General features: G+C 72.4%; 22 protein-coding genes and 1 pseudogene. 16 read left to right on the plus strand and 7 right to left on the minus strand.

Going from position 1 to position 20,496, the window contains the following annotated elements; genetic code table 11:
* Positions 1 to 97: 97 nt before the first annotated feature.
* Positions 98 to 763: a hypothetical protein gene (locus tag ACFWEE_RS02595; RefSeq protein ID WP_386885686.1), complete on the plus strand. Its 666-nt coding sequence runs from the start codon at positions 98 to 100 to the stop codon at positions 761 to 763.
* A gap of 80 nt (positions 764 to 843) precedes the next feature.
* On the opposite strand, the gene ACFWEE_RS02600 is transcribed toward ACFWEE_RS02595, so the two are convergent.
* Positions 844 to 2,403, minus strand: coding sequence for an MDR family MFS transporter (locus ACFWEE_RS02600; protein ID WP_386885824.1), 1,560 nt, complete (start codon positions 2,401 to 2,403; stop codon positions 844 to 846).
* Positions 2,404 to 2,724: 321 nt separating this feature from the next.
* Here ACFWEE_RS02600 and ACFWEE_RS02605 point away from each other — a divergent pair, with 321 nt between their 5' ends.
* Both ACFWEE_RS02605 and ACFWEE_RS02610 read left to right on the plus strand, forming a co-directional pair.
* Positions 2,725 to 3,330 (plus strand): TetR/AcrR family transcriptional regulator, encoded by a 606-nt coding sequence (locus ACFWEE_RS02605; protein WP_386885687.1) that lies wholly within the window; start codon positions 2,725 to 2,727, stop codon positions 3,328 to 3,330.
* A gap of 209 nt (positions 3,331 to 3,539) precedes the next feature.
* Entirely contained in the window at positions 3,540 to 4,388 is an 849-nt protein-coding gene (locus tag ACFWEE_RS02610) for a hypothetical protein (protein WP_386885689.1), read from the plus strand.
* A gap of 146 nt (positions 4,389 to 4,534) precedes the next feature.
* On the opposite strand, the gene ACFWEE_RS02615 is transcribed toward ACFWEE_RS02610, so the two are convergent.
* On the minus strand, positions 4,535 to 4,708 hold the full coding sequence (locus ACFWEE_RS02615; RefSeq protein ID WP_386885691.1) for a CsbD family protein: 174 nt from the start codon (positions 4,706 to 4,708) through the stop codon (positions 4,535 to 4,537).
* Positions 4,709 to 4,981: 273 nt separating this feature from the next.
* Here ACFWEE_RS02615 and ACFWEE_RS02620 point away from each other — a divergent pair, with 273 nt between their 5' ends.
* Positions 4,982 to 6,268 (plus strand): Cmx/CmrA family chloramphenicol efflux MFS transporter, encoded by a 1,287-nt coding sequence (locus ACFWEE_RS02620; RefSeq protein WP_386885693.1) that lies wholly within the window; start codon positions 4,982 to 4,984, stop codon positions 6,266 to 6,268.
* A gap of 47 nt (positions 6,269 to 6,315) precedes the next feature.
* Positions 6,316 to 6,396: pseudogene (locus ACFWEE_RS02625) on the plus strand (DUF664 domain-containing protein); the annotation flags it as partial.
* 53 nt (positions 6,397 to 6,449) lie between these two features.
* Here ACFWEE_RS02625 and ACFWEE_RS02630 read toward each other — a convergent pair.
* Positions 6,450 to 6,728 carry a DUF4031 domain-containing protein gene (locus ACFWEE_RS02630; RefSeq protein ID WP_386885695.1) on the minus strand — a complete coding sequence of 93 codons (279 nt, stop codon included), beginning with the start codon at positions 6,726 to 6,728 and terminating at the stop codon, positions 6,450 to 6,452.
* Positions 6,725 to 7,093 (minus strand): hypothetical protein, encoded by a 369-nt coding sequence (locus ACFWEE_RS02635; RefSeq protein ID WP_327176439.1) that lies wholly within the window; start codon positions 7,091 to 7,093, stop codon positions 6,725 to 6,727. Before ACFWEE_RS02635 ends, ACFWEE_RS02630 begins: the two co-directional genes overlap by 4 nt.
* Positions 7,094 to 7,387: 294 nt before the next feature.
* Here ACFWEE_RS02635 and ACFWEE_RS02640 point away from each other — a divergent pair, with 294 nt between their 5' ends.
* The 5 genes from ACFWEE_RS02640 to ACFWEE_RS02660 all read left to right on the plus strand — a co-directional run bounded on the left by ACFWEE_RS02640 (position 7,388) and on the right by ACFWEE_RS02660 (position 11,948).
* Complete coding sequence (locus tag ACFWEE_RS02640; RefSeq protein ID WP_386885697.1) at positions 7,388 to 7,591, plus strand: cold-shock protein; 204 nt, start codon at positions 7,388 to 7,390, stop codon at positions 7,589 to 7,591.
* Between the two features lie 262 nt (positions 7,592 to 7,853).
* Positions 7,854 to 8,132: a GlsB/YeaQ/YmgE family stress response membrane protein gene (locus tag ACFWEE_RS02645; protein ID WP_386885699.1), complete on the plus strand. Its 279-nt coding sequence runs from the start codon at positions 7,854 to 7,856 to the stop codon at positions 8,130 to 8,132.
* A gap of 171 nt (positions 8,133 to 8,303) precedes the next feature.
* Positions 8,304 to 9,221, plus strand: a complete 918-nt coding sequence (locus tag ACFWEE_RS02650) for a MurR/RpiR family transcriptional regulator (RefSeq protein WP_386885701.1) — start codon at positions 8,304 to 8,306, stop codon at positions 9,219 to 9,221.
* Positions 9,222 to 9,382: 161 nt separating this feature from the next.
* Complete coding sequence (gene murQ / locus ACFWEE_RS02655; protein WP_386885703.1) at positions 9,383 to 10,324, plus strand: N-acetylmuramic acid 6-phosphate etherase; 942 nt, start codon at positions 9,383 to 9,385, stop codon at positions 10,322 to 10,324.
* 70 nt (positions 10,325 to 10,394) lie between these two features.
* The gene (locus ACFWEE_RS02660; RefSeq protein WP_386885704.1) at positions 10,395 to 11,948 is read left to right on the plus strand and encodes a PTS transporter subunit EIIC; all 1,554 of its coding nucleotides are present in this window, start codon (positions 10,395 to 10,397) and stop codon (positions 11,946 to 11,948) included.
* An 87-nt stretch (positions 11,949 to 12,035) separates the two neighbouring features.
* Here ACFWEE_RS02660 and ACFWEE_RS02665 read toward each other — a convergent pair whose 3' ends face one another.
* Both ACFWEE_RS02665 and ACFWEE_RS02670 read right to left on the minus strand, forming a co-directional pair.
* On the minus strand, positions 12,036 to 12,494 hold the full coding sequence (locus ACFWEE_RS02665; RefSeq protein WP_386885706.1) for a DUF5707 domain-containing protein: 459 nt from the start codon (positions 12,492 to 12,494) through the stop codon (positions 12,036 to 12,038).
* A gap of 246 nt (positions 12,495 to 12,740) precedes the next feature.
* A complete protein-coding gene (locus tag ACFWEE_RS02670; protein ID WP_386885708.1) occupies positions 12,741 to 13,520 on the minus strand; it encodes an NAD(P)H-dependent oxidoreductase in 780 nt (259 codons plus the stop codon).
* A gap of 149 nt (positions 13,521 to 13,669) precedes the next feature.
* Between ACFWEE_RS02670 and ACFWEE_RS02675 the strand changes: the two genes are divergently transcribed.
* From ACFWEE_RS02675 to ACFWEE_RS02685, 3 genes are all read left to right on the plus strand, one after another.
* Entirely contained in the window at positions 13,670 to 14,518 is an 849-nt protein-coding gene (locus ACFWEE_RS02675; protein ID WP_386885710.1) for a helix-turn-helix transcriptional regulator, read from the plus strand.
* A gap of 247 nt (positions 14,519 to 14,765) precedes the next feature.
* Entirely contained in the window at positions 14,766 to 15,119 is a 354-nt protein-coding gene (locus ACFWEE_RS02680; RefSeq protein ID WP_327176449.1) for a PRC-barrel domain containing protein, read from the plus strand.
* A 292-nt stretch (positions 15,120 to 15,411) separates the two neighbouring features.
* On the plus strand, positions 15,412 to 16,992 hold the full coding sequence (locus ACFWEE_RS02685; protein WP_386885712.1) for a hypothetical protein: 1,581 nt from the start codon (positions 15,412 to 15,414) through the stop codon (positions 16,990 to 16,992).
* Between the two features lie 204 nt (positions 16,993 to 17,196).
* Here ACFWEE_RS02685 and ACFWEE_RS02690 read toward each other — a convergent pair whose 3' ends face one another.
* The gene (locus ACFWEE_RS02690; protein WP_386885714.1) at positions 17,197 to 17,433 is read right to left on the minus strand and encodes a hypothetical protein; all 237 of its coding nucleotides are present in this window, start codon (positions 17,431 to 17,433) and stop codon (positions 17,197 to 17,199) included.
* A gap of 258 nt (positions 17,434 to 17,691) precedes the next feature.
* Here ACFWEE_RS02690 and hemC point away from each other — a divergent pair, with 258 nt between their 5' ends.
* From hemC to ACFWEE_RS02705, 3 genes are all read left to right on the plus strand, one after another.
* Positions 17,692 to 18,627, plus strand: a complete 936-nt coding sequence (hemC, locus tag ACFWEE_RS02695; RefSeq protein ID WP_386885716.1) for a hydroxymethylbilane synthase — start codon at positions 17,692 to 17,694, stop codon at positions 18,625 to 18,627.
* 48 nt (positions 18,628 to 18,675) lie between these two features.
* The gene (gene aac(6') / locus ACFWEE_RS02700) at positions 18,676 to 19,164 is read left to right on the plus strand and encodes an aminoglycoside 6'-N-acetyltransferase (RefSeq protein WP_386885826.1); all 489 of its coding nucleotides are present in this window, start codon (positions 18,676 to 18,678) and stop codon (positions 19,162 to 19,164) included.
* Positions 19,165 to 19,572: 408 nt separating this feature from the next.
* The gene (locus tag ACFWEE_RS02705) at positions 19,573 to 20,319 is read left to right on the plus strand and encodes an SDR family oxidoreductase (protein ID WP_386885718.1); all 747 of its coding nucleotides are present in this window, start codon (positions 19,573 to 19,575) and stop codon (positions 20,317 to 20,319) included.
* Positions 20,320 to 20,496: the final 177 nt, after the last annotated feature.

Below are 20,496 nucleotides of genomic sequence, written 5' to 3' on the forward strand. Positions count from 1 at the left end.
TCCCGGAGGTTCACCGCGCACCGGAAGCACTTCCGGAATGCGCTCCCCCGTTCGGACCTGGGGCCGGCCGTCCCGGGAACGGCCTTAGAGTTCCCGCATGTCCGACGACACCGCGCACACCCCCGATCTCCGCGTCCGCTGGCACGAGGCCCTGGTGGCCGCCCGGGGCGGCGCGGCCGGCCCCGATCCGCTCCCGTACGCCGAGAACCTGCTGGAGCGGTGGGCCGAGCCGCAGCGCAGGTACCACACCACCGCCCATCTGACGGCGGTCCTGGACGGGATCGACGTCCTCGCCGCGTGCGCCGGTGAGCCGGAACTCGTCCGGCTGGCCGCCTGGTTCCACGACGCGGTCTACCGTCCCGACCGTTCCGAGAACGAGGAGCGCAGCGCCGCCCTCGCCGAGCGGGCGCTGCCCGAGGCGGGAGTTCCGGCCGGGGCGACCGCCGAGGTGGCCCGGCTGGTCCGGCTCACCGTGACGCACGACCCGGCCGAGGGCGACCGCAACGGCGAGGTGCTGTGCGACGCCGACCTGGCGATCCTGGCGTCGGGCCCCAAGGCGTACGCGCGCTACACCGCCGAGGTCCGCGCGGAGTACGGCTTCGTGCCGGACGATCTCTTCCGGGAGGGCCGGTCCGGGGTGCTGCGGCAACTGCTCGGGCTGCCGAGGCTGTTCCGCACGCCGTACGGGGCCGAGCACTGGGAGGCGCGGGCGCGGCAGAACCTGACGACGGAGCTGGAACTGCTGGAGGCCACCCTGCCGTGAGCGGGCGCGCCCGCGCCCCGTCGGGAAGTTCCGGACGGGGCGCGGGCACGAGCGGGTGGACGCGGGTGGACGTCAGCGGGTCACTCGGCGGCTGCCGGGGCCACGGCCGCCGTACCGGCCGCCGCTCCCGCCGCCTCGGGCGCCTCGGTCTTCTTCGCGTCGGCGCCGGTGAAGCCGCGCAGCGGCACCTGGCGGATGAACAGGGCGATGACGATGCCGACGGCCGCGGCGCCCGCACCCCAGGCGAAGGCGGTGTCGACGCCGTCGCTGACCGCCTGGGCGAAGGCGTGCTGGACGGTTTCGGGCAGGGCCCGCAGCGCCTGGGGGGTCATGCCGGACACCGAGGAACCGGCGTCGGCTCCACCCGCCGCCGAACCGGCGGCCGAGGTGAAGGAGTCCGTGAGCGTGCTGGCGTACAGGGTGCCGAGCAGGGAGACGCCGAGCGAACCACCCATGTTGCGCAGGAAGGTGGCCGCGCCGGTGGCGGCGCCGATGTCGCGCAGCGGGGCGCTGTTCTGGGCGATGAGCATGGTGGTCTGCATCAGGCAGCCCATGCCGAGGCCCAGCACCACCATGAAGAGCCCGGTGGTGAAGCGGGTGGTGTCCGGTCCCATGGTGGCGAAGAGGACGAGGCCCGCCGCCATCAGGGCGGTGCCCGCGATGGGCAGGATGCGGTAGCGGCCGGTCTTGCTGATGTACGTGCCGCCCGCCAGGGAGAGCACCATCGCGGCGAGCATCATCGGCATGAGCAGCAGGCCGCTGTTGGTGGCGGAGGAGCCCTGGACGTACTGCTGGAACTGCGGCAGCAGGGTGATCCCGCCGAACATGGCGAAGCCGACGATGAAGCTGAGCGCACCCGCGAGGGAGAAGTTCCGGTCGGCGAAGACCGACAGCGGCATGATCGGCTCTTCGGCCCGGCGCTCGACGAACACGAACGCGGCGAAGACGAGCACGGTGACCACGGCGAGGCCGAGGATCATGGCCGAGTCCCAGTCGTACTCGCTGCCGCCCCAGCTGGTGATCAGGACCAGGGTGGTGATCCAGACGCTGAGCAGCGCGGCGCCGGTCCAGTCGATGCGGACGCGGGCGGCGGCCTTGCGCGGGAGCTTGGCGAGGACGAACCAGCAGACGAACAGCGCGATGACGCCGAGCGGCAGGTTGACGTAGAAGGCCCAGCGCCAGTTGAGGTTGTCGGTGATGAAGCCGCCGGCGAGCGGGCCGCCGATCATGGCGACGGGCATGACCGCCATCATCACGCCCTGGTACTTGCTGCGGTCGCGGGGCGGCACGATCTCGGCCAGCACCGCCATCACGCCGACCATGAGCCCACCGGCGCCGAGGCCCTGCAGGGCGCGGAAGCCGATCAGTTCGCCCATGTTCTGGGAGAGGCCGCAGAGCGCGGAGCCGACGAGGAAGGTCGCGATGGAGGTGATGAAGGTGATGCGCCGCCCGAGCAGGTCGCCGAGCTTGCCCCAGATCGGGGTGGCGACGGTGGAGGCGAGGATGTAGCCGGTGGTCACCCACGCGAGGTGCTTGAGGCCGCCGAGGTCCCCGACGATCGTGGGCAGCGCGGGCGCCACGATCATGTTGTCGAGCATCGCGAGCAGCATCGCGATGACCAGGCCGCTCATCGTGACCATGATCTCGCGGTGGGTGAAGCGTGGCGGTTCCGGGGACGCCCCGGCCGCGGCCGGGGCGGGGGAGGTCTGCGTCACGGCGCAATGCCTTTCGGTCAGGAAGGGGGGTCGCTCGGCGGACCCGAACTCTGGCGGCAGGGGCCCTGTCCGGGGACGACAGCGGTGTCATCGGCGTGGCGGCAGGGCAGACTGATCCCGGAATCCACTTACCGGGCGGTCAGTAGATTACTTGCCGTACGGTAAGTTGGCAAAGGGGGGCAGGGGGACCACGATCGACGCAGGCGCTCCCGTGCGGAGAGCTCGGGGCGAAAGGAACGCACAGCCATGACAGCCGCAGGACGACGACGGGGCATCGACACGCGGGCCGAGATCCGCAAGGTGGCCCTGGAACTCTTCACCGAGCAGGGGTACGACGCGACCTCGCTGCGGGAGATCGCCGAACGGCTGGGCATCACGAAGGCGGCCCTCTACTACCACTTCAAGAGCAAGGAGGACATCGTCCTCTCGCTCTTCACCACCTACCTGGACGCGGTCGACACCCTGGTGGAGTGGGCCAAGGAGCAGCCCCCCGGCCCGGATCTCGCCACCCGGATCGTGGACCGGATGGTCGACGTCTTCATCGCCGAGGGCATGCCCGCCATCCAGTTCGCCACCGCCAACCACCGCGTGATCCACGAGCTGCGCCCCGACAAGGGCGGCGCCCTGGAGAAGTTCGCCGAGCTGAGCGAAGTCATGGGCGGCCCCGACGCCACGGTGGAGGAGAAGCTGCGGCTGCGGTCCGCCCTGCTCAGCGTCAACCTCGCCCTGCTCGCCTCGCGGGGCCTTGAGGTCTCCGACGCCGAGATCGCCCGGGTGGCCCGCGACATCGCCCACCGGCTCGTCCCCTCTCCGGGCGCGGCAAAAGCGCCGGAAGCGCCGGGCGCGGCGTAGGCATCCGGAAGGGGCGGAAGGGCCGGACGGAAGTTCACCCGCCCCGTCTGCGCCGGGCAGGTGAACCGTGTGGTGCCGGTGGGTGGTGGGGGCGACGGCCACGGGCCCGTCCCCCGGGTTCGGGCTAGGGAACACGGTCCGTGCATCCTGGCCCGCCACCCGGGCCGGTCGGCACGGTCCGTGCACCCGACCGAGGGACTCCCCCCACCATGTTCAAGACCGCGCTGCGGATCGCTTCCGCCGCCGCCTTCGCCGCCACCTCGTTCGCCTTCGCCCCCACGGCGAGCGCCGACACCGACCCGTTCCCGGGCACCCCGGAGCAGATCCGCGACACCGGCCCCTGCGGACCGACCGGCGGCTACCGGTCGTCCGACTGGGAGCGGACCACCACCAACCGCGCGCTGCGGCCCCAGGTGGACACCGCCGCGATCAGCGAGGGCTGGTACTGGCGCCACGACGACAACACGCTGTGGCGCGGGGACACCCGGCCGGACCCCCGGGCGATCTTCCGCAGCGGCTTCACCCCCCTGGGGACGGAGGTGACGCCGCTGGCGAAGTGGATCGTCGGAGGCGGCGGCCAGAACTCCGCGCACGTGAGCACCAGCTGCGACCGGTGGGTCGCCCAGGGCTTCGCCACCGGGAACAACAACGACGGCTGGGTGTACGCGATCCAGGCGCCGGGCGGGATCGACGTCAACGCCACCGCGCGGATGACCGGCATCCAGTCGCAGTACCTGTGGAACAAGGAGATCGACTTCGTCGGCGGCATCCAGGGCAGGTTCATCGAGGGGGCGTGCCAGTACCACTGGGCCGGCAAGAACCCGCAGAACAACGTGGACATCTACGAGAACCTGGGCTGCGTCACCAACCCGGACTTCCGCCCCGTCGGCCGTACCAGGGAGCTCCCGGCGGACGCCGACACGACGGCTCCCGCGGCCTCCGCCCCGACGGCCCCGGCCCCCTCCTCCGCGCCCGCGCCGTCGACCGCCGGCTCGCCGGTCCCGGCGGGTGCCGTCTCACTGACCCCCACGGGCGCCCTCTCGCTGAGCGCGCGGTAGTCCTCCGTCGCCCCGGGCGGACGTGACCGGCCCGGCCACCCGACGGGAACAGGACAGGAAACGGGCAGAACCGGGCCCCGGGACAGCGCTTGCGCAGCGACTCACGTCCCGGGGCCCGGCGGCGTCCGGCGCGGGGCCGGAACGCCTCAGTGCTTGAAGGCGTCCTTCGTCTTCTCCTTGGCCTGGCGGGCATCGCCCTTGGCCTGCTCGGCGCGCCCGGCGGCGGTGAGGCGTTCGTTGCCCACGGTCCGGCCGGCCGCCTCCTTGACCTTGCCCTTGGTCTGCTCCACCTTGGCCTGGGCCTTCTCATCGGCAGCCATGATCACTCCCACCTCGCTGTGCTCGACTTCGGGGACAGTGGTGCGTGTGACCGCCGTGCGCCGTCCCAAACCCCACGAGAACCCCGGAAGGGCCCCACGGACCCAAGAGCCCAGGAGGCCGCGGGACCACCACGGACACATCGCGGCACACATCCAGCGTCCGCCGTGGACGCCGCGATAACAAACGGGGATCATTCCCCGCGACCGGGAATGTGCGGACCTCCCCGCCCGTTGGGCACAGTCATGCCTGAAACCGACACCGGTCGACTCCGTATGCCCTTGGCCGTATACATCCTGGGCCTCTCGGTCTTCGCCCTCGGCACCAGCGAGTTCATGCTCTCCGGTCTGCTCCCCCCGATCGCCGAGGACATGGGCGTATCGATTCCGCGGGCCGGACTGCTCATATCCGCGTTCGCGATCGGCATGGTCGTGGGCGCCCCGCTGCTCGCCGTGGCCACGCTCCGGCTGCCGCGCCGCACCACGCTCATCGCGCTGATCTCGGTCTTCGGGCTCAGCCAGGTCGCGGGCGCGCTGGCGCCGACGTACGAGATCCTCTTCGTCTCCCGGGTGGTCGCCGCGCTCGCCTGCGCCGGGTTCTGGGCGGTGGGCGCCGCCGTCGCCATCGCGATGGTGCCGCAGAACGCACGGGCCCGGGCGATGGCGGTGATGATCGGCGGTCTGTCGATCGCCAACGTGCTGGGCGTGCCGCTCGGCGCGTTCCTCGGCGAGAGCCTGGGCTGGCGGTCGGCGTTCTGGGCGGTGGGCGCCGCGTCGGCCGTGGCGCTGGTCGGGGTCGTCACGAGGATCCCCCGCATCCCGGTGCCGGAGCAGCGCCCGCAGCTGCGGCAGGAACTCTCCATCTACCGCGACCGCCAGGTGTGGCTGGCGATCGTGATCACCGCGCTGGCCGCGGGTGGGGTGTTCTGCGCGTTCAGCTACCTCGCCCCGCTGCTGACCGATGTCGCCGGGCTGAGCTCGGGGTGGGTGCCGTGGGTGCTGGCGCTCTTCGGAGCCGGCGCGCTGGCCGGTACGACGGTCGGCGGCCGGGTCGCCGACGCGCACCTCTTCGGCGTGCTGCTCAGCGGCATCGCGGCCTCCACGGTCTTCCTGGTGGCGCTGGCGCTCCTCGCGTCGAGCCCGGTCGCGGTGGTCCTCCTCGCCTTCCTGCTGGGCTTCTCGGCGTTCTACACGGCCCCCGCGCTCAACGCCCGGATGTTCAACGTGGCCGGTGCCGCGCCGACGCTCGCCGGGGCGACGACGACCTCCGCGTTCAACCTGGGCAACACCGCGGGACCGTGGCTCGGCGGCGCGGTGATCGACGCCGACTTCGGCTACTCCTCCCCCGCGTGGGCGGGCTCCGCGATGCTGGTCGTCGGCCTGGCGGCGGTGGCCCTCGCGCTCCGGGTCCAAACCGGCGTCACGTCCCGGTCCCGGCTGGTCGCGGGTGCGGGAGCGGGGCCCGCGGACGCGGCGTTCGCCGACGCGACGGTCGGGGACGCGGCGGTCGTACGTCCCCGCGCCGCGCTCGCGGACGAGCGGGCGGACGCCCCGAGCGCCTGACGCCTACCCGCTGAGCCCGCGACCCGACCGTCCCCGACGGCGGCGAGCACGTGATCGAGGAGTACGCCCGCCACGTCGGCCACGCGGACCTCCTCCGCGGGGCCGTCGACGGCGCCACCGGCGAGTAGGCGGTGGCCCCCGGGGGCGAACCCCTCGGAGGCGGCCCCCTCGGGGACACCTCTCAAGAACCGCCCGGGGCGGGTCGGCCCTTCGGGCGGCGCAGTCCGGCTTCGGTCAGCCGGCGGACCAGCTCCTTGGAGCCGATCTCCCGGGCCCCGGCGCGTACCGCGTCCGGGTAGCTCGACTGCGGGACGTCGTAGTGGTCGCGCTCGAACGCGCGTGGCGGGCAGCCGATCGCGGCGGCGAAGGCGTGCAGTTCGTCGAAGGACTCGTCGCTGACCAGGTGCGACCAGAGGCGGCCGTGGCCGGGCCAGGTCGGAGGGTCTATGTAGACGGTCACCGCCGCAGCACTCCGGCGAGCGCCCCGACCGGGGCCACCGACACCGTCGCGCGGGTGCAGACCCAGTGCGGGTCGGCGCCGAGTTCGGGTTCGACGTCGAGCGCGTGCGGCCCGCCCTCGTCGCAGACGGGGCAGAGCGGCCACCTCCCGTACCGTTCGAGCAGGGCGTCCTGGACGTCCTGGGCGACGAGTCCGACGAGGAATTCGAGGCCGTCCGGCCACTGCTCCACCCACCACCGCCGCTGGGTCACCGCGTCCTCCACGAGGGACACGATGTCGGCGTCCGCGACGTCACCCGCCGCCAGGTCGGCCACGACGAGGGCTCGGGCGGTGTGCAGTGCCTGCTCCAGGGGGTTCAGCTCCATGGCTCCATTGTCCCCCCGCCCGCCCGGCCACTCCCCCGGCGCCCGCGCTCCCGGCCGCGACTCCGCGCGCGGTCGTCGGACCGCGGCCCGCGCGGGGTCGGGACGAGGGCCGACCGCACCCCGCCCGCGCCCTGATCGCGGCCCGGCGGGTGGCCGGATCACGGCCGGGGACACGGGGTCCGTCACTCGTACGTGTGCGGTGCGTGCCGATCCGTTTCTCCTCCCGGCGGCCGGGAGAGGATCGCCGCATCGCCGACACGATCATGTGTCCGGCGCCCACAGGAAAGGCATGGCATGGCTCAGGGGACTGTGAAGTGGTTCAACTCGGAGAAGGGGTTCGGGTTCATCGCGCCGGACGACGGCACTCCGGACGTCTTCGTGCACTTCTCCGCGATCGACTCCTCCGGCTACCGGTCGCTGGACGAGAACCAGCGGGTGGAGTTCTCGACCTCGCAGGGCCCCAAGGGTCCGCAGGCTGAGCAGGTCCGCCCCCTCTGACGCTCGCCGGCCGACCACGACCGACCCGCACGCCCGCCCGGGCGCGCGGGTCGTCTCGTATGCCCGCCGTCCCGCCCCCGCATGCCCTCCGCGCGCAAGTCCGCGCCGTCCGAAGTTCCCCCGGGACGCGCATGTTTGGTCCCGCCGAACCGGTAAAGACGAAACCTCGACAACGGCTTCACACACCGGGGCCTCGCACGGAGAGGCTTCACAGCACGGGGCTTCACCACGGGGCCTCGCACGACGAGGTAGGAGACGCATCATGGGCATCATCGCTTGGATTCTCATCGGACTGCTCGCCGGCCTCATCGCCAAGGCGCTCGTGCCGGGCAAGGACCCGGGCGGCATCATCATCACGATGCTCATCGGTATCGCGGGCGGTCTCCTCGGCGGCTGGCTCGGCAAGGTCATCTTCGGCGTCGACTCGATCGACGGCTTCTTCGACCTCTCCACCTGGATAGCCGCGATCGCCGGTTCGGTGATCCTGCTGGTCCTCTACCGGATGGTCACCGGCAACCGTCACTCGCACCGCCACGCCTGATCCGGCGGGCCCCCGGGCCCCGGATCGCACACGTTCCGCAGACGGCTTCCCCTCCGCCCGGAGGGGAAGCCGTCGTCGCGTTCCGGGCCCGTGGTGCGTCGCTGCCGGGTCGCCCCCAAGCCGGACCAATGGGGGGTTGACGGGCGAGTGTGATGAAAATACCTTTCAGGAGTGACCATTGAACTGAAGGAAAGTTTCAGCAGTGACTCGCCGCCGGCCCCGGCGGCCCTCGCCGCCAAGGTCCGTACGCTCGCCCCTTCCATGACCCGTTCCATGCAGCGCGTCGCCGAGGCGGTCGCCGGGGACCCCGCCGGGTGCGCCGCGCTCACCGTCACCGGTCTCGCCGAGCGGACGGGCACGAGCGAGGCCACCGTGGTCCGCACCGCGCGGCTCCTCGGCTACCCGGGCTACCGCGACCTGCGCCTGGCCCTCGCCGGGCTCGCCGCCCACCAGCAGTCGGGGCGGGCCCCCGCGGTCACCGCGGACATAGCCGTGGACGACCCGATCGCCGACGTGGTCGCCAAGCTCGCCCAGGACGAGCAGCAGACCCTCGCGGACACCGCCGCCGGGCTCGACACCGGACAGCTCTCCGCCGTCGTGACCGCCGCCGCCACCGCCCGCCGGATCGACATCTACGGCGCGGGCGCCTCCTCGCTCGTCGGCCAGGACCTGGCACAGAAGCTGCTCCGGATCGGCCTCATCGCGCACGCCCACACCGACCCGCACCTCGCGGTCACCAACGCGGTGCAGCTGCGCCCCGGGGACCTCGCCATCGCCATCACCCACTCCGGTTCGACCAGCGACGTCATCGAGCCGCTGCGGGCCGCCTTCGACCGGGGCGCCACCACCGTCGCCATCACCGGCCGCCCCGGCGGCGCCGTCACCCAGTACGCGGACCACGTGCTGACCACCGCCACCTCCCGCGAGAGCGAGCTGCGCCCGGCCGCCATGTCCAGCCGGACGAGTCAGCTCCTCGTCGTGGACTGCCTGTTCATAGGCATCGCCCAGCGCACCTACGAGACGGCGGCGCCCGCCCTCTCCGCGTCGTACGAAGCCCTCGCGCACCGCCACCCGCACCGCCGCCGCTGACCGCCGCCCCACCCCGCACCCGCACCTCGTACACGCCGGCCGTGCCGAACCGCACGAGCACCCGCACCCCGTACACGTGAGCCGCGCCGAACCGCGCGAGCCCCGCACCCCGCTCCCTTCGCGCCCCGCACGAGCACCACGAGAAAGCAGAGCCACGCCTCATGTCCTCCTCCGCGACCGGCCACGACGGCCTCCTCGCCCAGCTCGCCACCCTCACCACCGAGCAGTTCCGCCCCGAGCTGGCCGAGATCGACCGGCTGCCCACCCTGGAGATCGCCCGGGTCATGAACGGCGAGGACCGGGCCGTCCCGGACGCCGTCGGCGGGCAGCTGGAGCGGATCGCCGCCGCGATCGACGCGATCGCGGCGCGCATGGCACGCGGTGGCCGGCTGATCTACATGGGCGCGGGCACCGCCGGGCGCCTCGGGGTGCTGGACGCCAGCGAGTGCCCGCCCACCTTCAACACCGACCCGTCCCGGGTCGTCGGGCTGATCGCGGGCGGCCCGTCCGCGATGGTGACGGCGGTGGAGGGCGCGGAGGACAGCCGGGAGCTGGCCGCCGCCGACCTGGACGCGCTCGGCCTCACCGCCGAGGACACCGTCGTCGGGATCTCCGCCTCGGGCCGCACCCCGTACGCGGTCGGCGCGGTCGAGCACGCCCGCGCCCGGGGCGCGCTCACCGTGGGTCTCTCCTGCAACGCGGGCTCCGCGCTCGCCGCCGCCGCCGAACACGGCGTGGAGGTCGTCACCGGCCCGGAGCTGCTGACCGGTTCGACCCGGCTGAAGGCGGGCACGGCGCAGAAGCTGGTGCTCAACATGATCTCGACCGTCACGATGATCCGGCTCGGCAAGACGTACGGAAATCTGATGGTCGACGTGCGGGCCTCCAACGAGAAGCTGCACGCCCGTTCGCACCGGATCGTCGCCCTGGCGACCGGCGCCGGTGACCACGAGATCGAGGCCGCCCTCGCCGCCACCGGCGGTGAGGTGAAGCCCGCGATCCTCACCATCCTCGGCCAGGTCGACGGCCCCACCGCCGCCGAGCTGCTGACCGCCTCGGACGGCCATCTGCGCGCCGCCCTCGCGGCCGTCCCCTCACCCTGACCCCCGGCAGGACCACCGGTCCCACCCCGGGGGCGCCCCCCACCCCCCGCACAGCAAGGCACCACGCACCATGGCAACAGATGACAAGCACCGCGCCACTGCCGCCGCGATTCTTCCGCTCGTCGGTGGCGCCTCCAACGTCCGTACCGTCGCCCACTGCATGACCCGGCTCCGGCTGGGCCTGCTCGACCCGTCCCTCGTGGACGACGAGGCGCTGAAGGCGCTGCCCGCCGTGCTGGGCGTGGTCGAGGACGACACGTACCAGATCGTCCTCGGCCCGGGCAGCGTCGCCCGGATCACCCCGGAGTTCGAGGCCCTGGTGGCGGAGGCCCGCGTCGCGGCCCCGGCGCCCGCCGCCGGGGCCGCCGCGCCCCCCACGTCCGCCGACGGACTCGCCGCCCAGGGAGCCGAGTTGCGGGCGGCCCGGAAGGCGAAGAACGCCACCCCGTTCAAGCTCTTCCTGCGGAAGATCGCGAACATCTTCGTCCCGCTGATCCCGGCCCTCATCGGCTGCGGCATCATCGCCGGGCTCAACGGCCTGCTGGTCAACCTGGGTTGGCTCTCCGGCGTGACGCCCGCGCTGGCGGCGATCGCGTCCGGGTTCATGGCGCTGATCGCGGTGTTCGTCGGCCACAACACGGCGAAGGAGTTCGGCGGTACGCCGGTCCTCGGCGGCGCGGTCGCCGCGATCATCGTGTTCCCCGGGGTCGCGAACATCGAGGCGTTCGGGCAGAAGCTCTCCCCCGGCCAGGGCGGTGTGCTCGGCGCGCTGGGCGCGGCGGTGCTCGCGGTGTACGTGGAGAAGTGGTGCCGCCGCTGGGTGCCCGAGGCGCTGGACGTACTGGTCACGCCGACCCTCACGGTGCTGGTCTCGGGGCTGGTCACGCTCTTCGGCCTGATGTACGTGGCCGGCGAGGTCTCCTCCGCCATCGGTACGGCCGCCGACTGGCTGCTCTCGCACGGCGGCGCGGGCGCGGGGCTGCTGCTCGGCGGGTTCTTCCTGCCGCTGGTGATGCTGGGACTGCACCAGGCGCTGATCCCGATCCACACCACCCTGATCGAGCAGCAGGGCTACACCGTGCTGCTGCCGATCCTCGCCATGGCGGGCGCCGGACAGGTCGGCGCGGCGGTCGCCGTGTACGTACGCCTCCCCCGCAACGAGTCGATCCGCCGCACCATCAGGTCCGCCCTCCCCGCCGGTCTGCTGGGCGTCGGCGAACCGCTGATCTACGGCGTCTCGCTCCCGTTGGGCCGCCCGTTCGTGACGGCGTGCGTCGGCGGCGCGTTCGGCGGCGCCTTCGTCGGCCTCTTCAACCAGCTCGGCACCTCGGTCGGCTCGACCGCGATCGGCCCGTCCGGCTGGGCCCTCTTCCCGCTCCTCGACGGCAACCACGGCCTCGGCGGCACGCTCGCGATCTACGCGGGCGGACTGCTCGTCGGCTACGTCGCCGGCTTCGCCGCCACGTACCTCTTCGGCTTCAGCAAGGAACTGCTGGCCGAGTTCGACGTGGAGCAGACGGTGGCGGGCGCCGGTGCGACCACGGTGGTGGCGGGTTCACCGGGCGCCACGGACGCGCCGGACTCCCCCGGCCCGGGGCAGCGACCCGATCCGGCGAAGGTCTGAGGACCCCGCTCCCCTGTCCGCGTACGCGCCACGAGCCGCCCCTCTCCGTGAGGGGCGGCTCGTGGCGCGCGGGAAGCGGTCGCGGGGTCACCCGATCGTGAAGTCGGCGGCCTCGGTCTCCAGGGTGGTGGTGCCGTCACCGGCGGTGGCCAGCACGGCCGTGTGCCAGACCCCGCGCGGGGCCTCGTCGGCGTCCTCGCGGGTGAAGGCGACCCGGTAGGCGCAGTGCACGGTGTCCCCGCCGGAAGGCTCGCACTCCGCCGTCTCGACGGCGGCCATGTCCTTCTCGGTCAGGGGCGTGTCCGAGAGGGACGAGTCGGCAGGCCAGACCAGGACGTTCACCTTCGTCACGCCCTCGGCCGACGTGACGTCCGTGGTGAAGGTCACGGAGCCGTCCCGGTCGCCGTCCGGGGCGATGTAACGGGCGGTGCTGTGCGCCAGGACGGGCGGCTGCGGCTCACCGGCGTACGCCAGGGCGAAGGCTCCGGCGCCCCCGAGGGCCACCACTCCGGCAACCGTGGACAGGACGGCGATGCGTCGGGACATGAGGGTTCTCCAAAGGCGTCGGCTGAGTGGGACCGGCGCCCACAACCGCGCGCCGTCGCACCGATACTCGTCGCGCCGGACCCGCCGGACATGAGTACCGGGGCTCACCCGGAGTGGGTGACCGCGCCTGCCCCAGGGGGACTTCGGGCCCGGGCCGGGCCGCGGACCGACGAGCGGGACGGTGCCGCCCGGCAGCGGGTATGTCTCCGCCGGCGTTCGCCGGGAGGCCCCGCGACACCCCCTGTGTCAGCCCCGCACGTGCAGCCCGAAGCCACTGCGTCCCGCGGGCTCCAGGCCGTCCTTCAGCCGCAGCGAGGGGATGGCGTAGTCACCGGAGTTCTGCGGCCGGAACGCGATCGGATCGGTCGTCTCCAAGGTCAGCAAGCGCTGCCGCCACGCCTTGGCGATCTCCGGGTACTCCGCGTCGGTCATCCGGTCGGTGCCGTACAGCACGAACGGCGGCAGCACCTCGATGCCCGGGTAGTAGAGGATGCCGTGCTGGATCGGGAAGAGCAGGTCGTCGATGGGGCCGTTGATCCCGCGAGCGGTGTAGTGCGGCTCCGGGCCGCCGGTGGTCACCGACAGCAGGGCTCTGCGGCCCGCGAGGGTGCCTTCGCCGAAACGCTCGCCGTACTTGGTGTCGCTGTGCTCGCCGACGCCGTACGCGAAGTGGAAGGTGAACACGCGGTCCACCCAGCCCTTGAGGATCGCGGGCATCGAGTACCACCACAGCGGAAACTGGAAGATGATCGTGTCCGCCCACAGCAGCGTCTCCTGCTCGGCGCGGACGTCGGGGGTGAGCGTCCCGGCGTCGAAGGCCCTGCCCGAATCCCGCGCGACCCGCAAGGGGGTGGAGGCGTCGGGTCCGTAGTCCGCCGCGTCCACGACCGCCTTCCAGCCCATCGCGTACAGATCGCTCACCCGCACCTCGTGCCCGGCGCCCTCCAGGGTGGACACCGCGAGGTCCTTCAACGAGCCGTTCAGGGACTTCGGCTCCGGGTGGGCGTGGACGATCAGCGTCTTCATGGGAACTCCTTCGATCGGATTCCCTGGAGTCTGGCCGCCCCGGCCCCCGGTGTTCAGGGACGCCGCCACCGTCGGACCGGACTTCCTGGTAACGGCAGGACCACCCTCACCGGGCCTCCTCTGCAACCGCCGCGGCCATACTGGGAGGCATGGACGACCTCGCGGGCTTCCTCAGGACACGGCGTTCCCGGGTCGACCCGTCGTCGGTCGGCATCCCTGCCGACAACCGACGCCGGGTCGCCGGACTGCGCCGCGAAGAGGTCGCACACCTGTCCGGGGTCAGCGTCGACTACTACGTACGCCTGGAGCAGGGGCGCGCGACCCAGCCCTCCGACCAGGTGCTCGACGCGCTGGCCCGGGTGCTCGGCCTGGACGGGACCGAGCGCGAACACCTCTCCCGGCTCGCCTGCCGGCGCAGCCGCGCGAAGGCACCGGGCAGCCGCGTCCGGCCCGAGTTGCTGCGCGTCCTCGACCTGGTCGCGGAGGCCCCCGCGTTCATCATGAACCACCGTCTGGACGTACTCGCCGGCAACCGCCTCGCCGGACTCCTCTTCGGCCGGCCGCTGCCGGGCCTGAACACCGCCCGGCACCTCTTCCTTGAGGAGGACGAGCGCGGTCTCTACGCGGACTGGGAGAAGTGCACCCTGGACGTGGTCGGGCACCTGCGTCTGGCCGTCGGCCAGTACCCCGACGACCCCCGCCTGGCCTCGCTCATCGGCGAGTTGGCGATGGGCAGCGAGCGGTTCCGCCGCCTCTGGGCCCGCGCGGACGTCCGCGCCCGCACCCACGGGCGCAAGCCGTACCAACACCCGCTGGTCGGCCTGCTCGAACTGCACCAGGAGAACTTCGGCCTCCCCGGCGCGTCCGGCATGGAGTTGGTGGTCCTCTCCGCGCCCCCCGGCAGCCCCGCCGAGGACGGGCTGCGCCTGCTTTCGAGTCTGGGCACGGAGCACGGTGACGTGGAGGAACCGTCGGCGCGCGCCCGGACGCGCGAGTAGCCCGCACGGTCGGCCCGAACTCCCGTGCGTTCACCGGGCACGTGTGTGAAGCCCGGGTTCGCGGGCAGGCGAACCCATGAGCGCATCCCACCGGCCGTACGCATCGCGGTACGCACCGCCGCCGCCGAACGTGTCGCCGTACGCAACGCCGTACGTGTCGCCGTACGTGTCGCAAGGCCGTACGCATCGCGGTTCGCACAGCCGGGCGGGGAGCGCGGCCGAAGGACCGCCGAGGAAGGAGCGACCCATGAGTACCGACCCGTGGGGTTACCACCCTGCCAGCGGCCACATCTCCGGAACCGACCTGACCGGTTTCGCGGTCGAGGCCGTCGACGGGCACGTCGGCAAGGTCGACAAGCACTCCGACGAGGTGGGTTCCGCCCACCTCCTGGTGGACACCGGGGTGTGGATCTTCGGACGGGAGGTCCTGTTGCCCGCAGGCGCGGTCTCCCGGATCGACACCGAGGAACGCGTGGTCCACGTCGACCTCACCAAGGAACAGATCAAGGACTCACCGGAGTTCGAACGGCAGACGCACTCGGGCGACCCGGCCTACTACACGGACCTGGCCACCTACTACGGGATGCACCGGCTGATCTGACGCCTCGCGTCCTCCGTCGCCGTCCTGCCGTGGGCACCACGCACATCCGAAACACCTGAAACACCTGGAACACCTGGAACACCTGGAACAGAGCACAGCGCACGTCGCACAGAGCGGGGCGGGCCCGAAGAGGGTTCGCCCCGCGACGTGTGCCCGGAGCCGAAGCGCGGGGCCGGGGCGTCCGGCCGAGGGCCTGCGGGGCGGCCCCCGGGAGTTTCCCTGCCGTTCCTCCTCTGCCCATCTGGCCTGGCTACTCTCCCCCCGCCCGGTCCAGCACAGGAGAGGTACGTCCATGAGCGCCTCGGTCCACCGCACCTCACCACGGCCCCGGGTCTCCCCGATGCCGGGCAGGCAGCCTCAGGACCGGGGCCGGAGCGCGAGCCCGCACGGCAACTCGTCGCAGCGCGCACTCCTCTCGATCCAGTCGAGCGCCGGCAACCGGGCCGCGACCGTGATGGTGCAGCGCGCCCGGGAAGCGGCCGTCGGACGCCAGGACGCCGCACCGACGAACGTCAACACCGCCTCCCGGTCGCAGAGACTCCGCGACCGGGCAGCCGCGGGCTTCGACAGACTGAAGAAGAACTTCGAGTTCATCGACACCTTCGTCAAGGGCATCCAGACCCCCACCAACGCGGGCTTCGCCCAGCACGCCTCCGCCACGACCGACGAAGGCCTCAAGCACTCCGCCGCCGGCTCGGGATCCGGCGCCGCCGGAGTGGGCATCGGCGCGGAAGCCCTCGGGGCGTACATCAGCGGCAAGGACGGGCTCGACGCCAGGAAGAACATGGCGAAGCACAAGGACGGGGCCGCCCATCACGGGGCGAGGAAGAAGTTCATCTCCAAGACGTCCGACGCCTTCGTCAGCGCCGCCAGCTCGATCAACCAGTCACTGGCCTTCACCAAGGAGCTCACCAAGGCCACGAAGGCCGCGGACGCCCTGGCCGCATCCGAGGCGAGCGGGGTCAGCTCCGGTCTCGTCGGCGGGGTGAAGGGAACACGCGCCGCGGTCCGCACCGCGACGACGCTCCGCAAGCACCATGCGCTGAAAGCCTTCGAGAAACCCGACCGTGTCGAAGACACGGACCTGACCCGGCTGATGCAGGCGCGGAACGAAGCCGACCTCGCCATGGCCAGGGCCTACGTCGCCATGGACTCCGTGTGGGACCGCGAGGACGGAAACGGGCTGGAGGACATGCCGACCGCCATCGACGCGGCCCTGTCGGCGCTGGACGGCGCCCGCGACGCTGCCGACCAGTTCCGGCAGGCCGAGGACAGGAACACGATCAACACGGTGGTCGACTACGCGATCGGCAAGCAGAAGAACAAGATGGCCAAGCAGGCCGTCACGGCCGTGGGTGAGAGCGCCAAGGCCGCGGGCGGCATCGTGACGGCGGTCGCCGCCACCGCGGGCGCGGCCGGGCTCGCGAGCAACCCGGTCGGCTGGGGCATCGCCGCGTCCGCGGCCGGCCTCATCCTCGGCGTCGCCGCCTACAAGGGGGGCCGCGCGGGCACGAAGCGCTACGAGGGGGCCCGCCACCCCGAACGGTGGGCCCCCGACGGGGAGACTCCGAAGGCGCCGGCGTCCCGCGAGGACGCGCTGAAGGAGGCCCTGAAGTTCTGGAAGAAGGTCGAGAACGGCGAACGCCAGGCGATGGCACGCAAGATCTACGCCCTGGCGGCGGGTCCGAACATCGAGGGGAGCGGCCACACGACGACGGAGATGCGGGACTCGGCCAGATCCCTCCTCGTCATCCTCAAGGCAGGTCCCACCAACCAGAAGCTGACTCCCGAGGCATGGGCGGCGTCCCTCGACAACCCGAGCATGAGCGCCGCCTGGGTCAAGGAGATTGCGGAACAGCTGTCCTCGGCGTGACCGCAAGGCGGAACCGCGTGACCGCAAGGCGGAACCGCGTCGCACCTCCCGGTCAGGCCCCCCGCGCGACACCGGCCGACCCCTGCCGCGGCCCTGCCGCCCTGTCGGGGTGCGCCTCGATCTCCTCGCAGAGCACGGGGCGAGTTCATCGGTCCGTCTGCCGAGCGACGGGCCCGATGGCGTGCTCCGCCGCCGAACGGTCCCTCAACGGGGCAGCTGCCCCTCCCTGTTGATCTCCGTCACCCGTGCGCGGAGCACCACGCCGGGCGGTGCCGGCTGCACCGCGTCGGGCGGGCAGTCCCACTCCGGGCCGCCGCCGGGCGGACGCAGCCGGATGTCCGGGCCCACCCGGCCCACCACGCGCCCGACCTTGCCCGACCGGGCGTCGACCGCGAACGATCCCCGCTCCGGCCCACACGGCTCAAGCCTTTCGACCGACATGTTCCGCACCCTCCTTCACCTGGGCTCTCTCCCCGCCGATCACCCTCCGCATGCCCCCCGTAGCGACTTCTCCCCTGCCACCCCGCCGACCAGGCCGGGGGACGCGCCGCCGCCCACGGCTCCGCCGCGTCGGGCAAGCACACCGTCGGGCACGCGCGGTGGGCTGCGCGCACCCTTGGCGGTACACCGCCGCCGTGGCGGGATGCCGCCCGTACGCGTCTGCCCCTGAGCCCGGCCCCGCGGGTCTATCGTGAACACATGGCCACTCCCGAACTCATCCGTATCGTCTCCCGCGACTCGCCCATGGCCCTGGCCCAGGTGGAGCGCGTACGGGCCGAACTGGGTGCGCTGCACCCCGGAATCGCCACCGAGGTCGTCCCCGTGAAGACGACCGGGGACAAGTGGATGGGGGACCTCTCCCAGGTGGAGGGGAAGGGCGCGTTCACCAAGGAGGTCGACGCGGCGCTGCTCGCCGGGGAGGCCGATCTCGCGGTGCACTGCGTGAAGGACGTCCCCGCGGACCGGCCGTTGCCGGCCGGGACGGTGTTCGCGGCGTTCCTGGAGCGCGACGACGTGCGGGACGCCCTCGTGCACCCCGGTGGGCTCACGCTCGACGAGTTGCCGGAAGGGGCCCGTATCGGGACCTCGTCCGTACGCCGGATCGCGCAGTTGTCGGCCTCGCACCCGCATCTGGAGTGCGTACCGTTCCGGGGCAACGCCAACCGGCGGCTGGAGAAACTGGCCGCGGGCGAGGCCGACGCGCTGCTGCTCGCCGCGTCCGGGCTCGCGCGCATCGGGCGCTCCGACGCCGTCTCCGAGGTGCTCTCCACCGACGTGATGTGCCCGCCGATCGGCGCCGGAGTGCTCGCGCTCCAGTGCCGCGAGGACGACAGCGCCACGATCGACGCGGTCAGCGGCCTCAACCACCCCGGGACGTACCGGGAGATGACCGCCGAGCGGATGTTCCTGCACGTGCTCCAGGGGCACTGCAACAGCCCGATCGCCGGTTACGCCACCTACGGAGGCAACGGCGAACTCTCCCTGCGTGCCTGCGTGTTCACCTTGGACGGCAAGACCGTCCTGAACGCCCACGAGTGGGCCGGCCCGCTCGACCCCGCCACGCTCGGCACCTCGGTCGCGGTGGCCCTGTTGCGCCAGGGCGCCCGCGAGCTGATCGACTCCATCGAGCACTGAGACCGGCCGGGGATGAAGGACGGCGTGGAGCTGAACGGGCCGGACGGGATGAGCCTGCGGAAGAGGTTGAACGGGGACAGGGTTCTGCTGCGGCCGACGGCCGACGGCGACGCCGAGATCCTCCACCGGGTCGTACGCGAGCCGGAGGTCGCGGCCTGGTGGTCACCGCCCCCGGACAGCTACCAGGACAAGCTGGCCATCGTCTTCGAGGACGAGGTCGTCGGTGCCATCCAGTTCAGCGAGGAGAACGATCCGCAGTTCCGCCGTGCCGGTATCGACATCTTCCTGACGACGAGGCTCCGCGGGAGGGGGCTCGGTACGGACGCGGTACGCACGCTGGCCCGGTGGCTGGTGGAGGAACGCGGCCATCACCGGTTGACCATCGACCCCGCTGCGGCCAACACCTCGGCGATCCGCTGCTACCAGAAGGTCGGATTCAAGCCGGTGGGAGTCATGCGAGCGTACTGGCACAACGAACAGACGGGCGCCTGGGAGGACGGCCTGCTGATGGACCTGCTCGCGGACGAACTGATCTGAGCGCGCTCACACACGAGCGCAACGCGTGAACAGATCTGCGACAGACAACCCGAAAGGGTGAATTCGGCGAACCGCCCCGCATCGCGTGACGCTTTCCCCACGCGGTCACGCCCCCGTGCGTACGTACTTCCCCTCAGCCTCCCAGCCGCCCCTTGTGGCCCTCAGGCCGCCTGCGCCCCGCCCGTACGGCCTTCACGGCACTTCCGGGGCACTTCCAGGGCGGTTTCGGGGCGCTTCCGGGGCGCTTCCGGGGCAGGGGGTTCCGCTTCACGGGTACGGCATCAGGTTCTGCGGGGCCGCGTACGGCGTTTCGCTGTCGGCGAGACGCGGCGCCCGGCGGATGGGGCATCCGTACCTTCGGACCGCTGAACCGAAGTGTCCGGAGTGTGCGGAAGGCAGGGGAGCACCATGGGAACGCTGGAAGGCAGAACCGCCGTCGTGACGGGCGGCTCCCGGGGGATCGGCCGGGGCATCGTGGAGCGACTCGCGCGTGAGGGCGCCGAGGTCGTGTTCAACTACGCGCAGAACACCGAGGCGGCCGAGGAGGTCGTCCGTACCGTCGAGGAAGCGGGCGGCCAGGCACGGGCGTTGAAGCTGGACCTGGCGGAATCCGGGGCGGCCGAGAAACTGATGGAGGCCGCCGAGGAGCAGTCGTCCGGCGGCGTGAGCATCCTGGTGAACAACGCGGCGCTGACCTTCACCCCGGCCCCGCTCGCCGCGATCGAGGACGAGGTCTTCGACCAGGCGTTCGCGGTGAACACGAAGGCCGCGTTCCTCACCCTGCGGTACGCGGCCCGGCACATGCCGGACGGCGGCAGGATCATCAACATCTCGACGCTCAACACCCTGCGGACCGCCCCGGGCATCGTGCCGTACCTGGTCAGCAAGGGCGCGCTGGAGCAGCTCACCGCCGGGGCGGCAGTCGAGCTGGGCGCCCGCGGGATCACCGTCAACACCGTCTCCCCCGGCGCCACCGACACCGATCTGCTGCGGGGCTCCAACCCGGCCGAGGCGCTGGCCACGATCCCGGCCATGACGCCGCTCGGGCGCCTCGGAACGCCCGCCGACATCGCGGCCGTGGTCGCCTTCCTCGCCGGGGACGAGGGCCGCTGGATCACCGGCCAGAACATCCGGGCCACCGGCGGACTCGGCTGACCCGCAGCAGAGCGGTCCCACCCGGGGCGCACTGCCCTGGAGTGGACTGAATCGGGGCCAAGTCGCCCCGGACCACGGCAAGGAGCAAGGGGGCCGGCAAGGGGCAAGGGCCCGGCGGAGCGGGGCACCCGGGTACGCGACCGTACCCGGGTGCCTCCCGCGACGCCGGGCCCTCGG

Source organism: Streptomyces sp. NPDC060184 (assembly GCF_042728795.1).
In the GTDB taxonomy this organism is placed as follows: Bacteria; Actinomycetota; Actinomycetes; order Streptomycetales; family Streptomycetaceae; genus Streptomyces.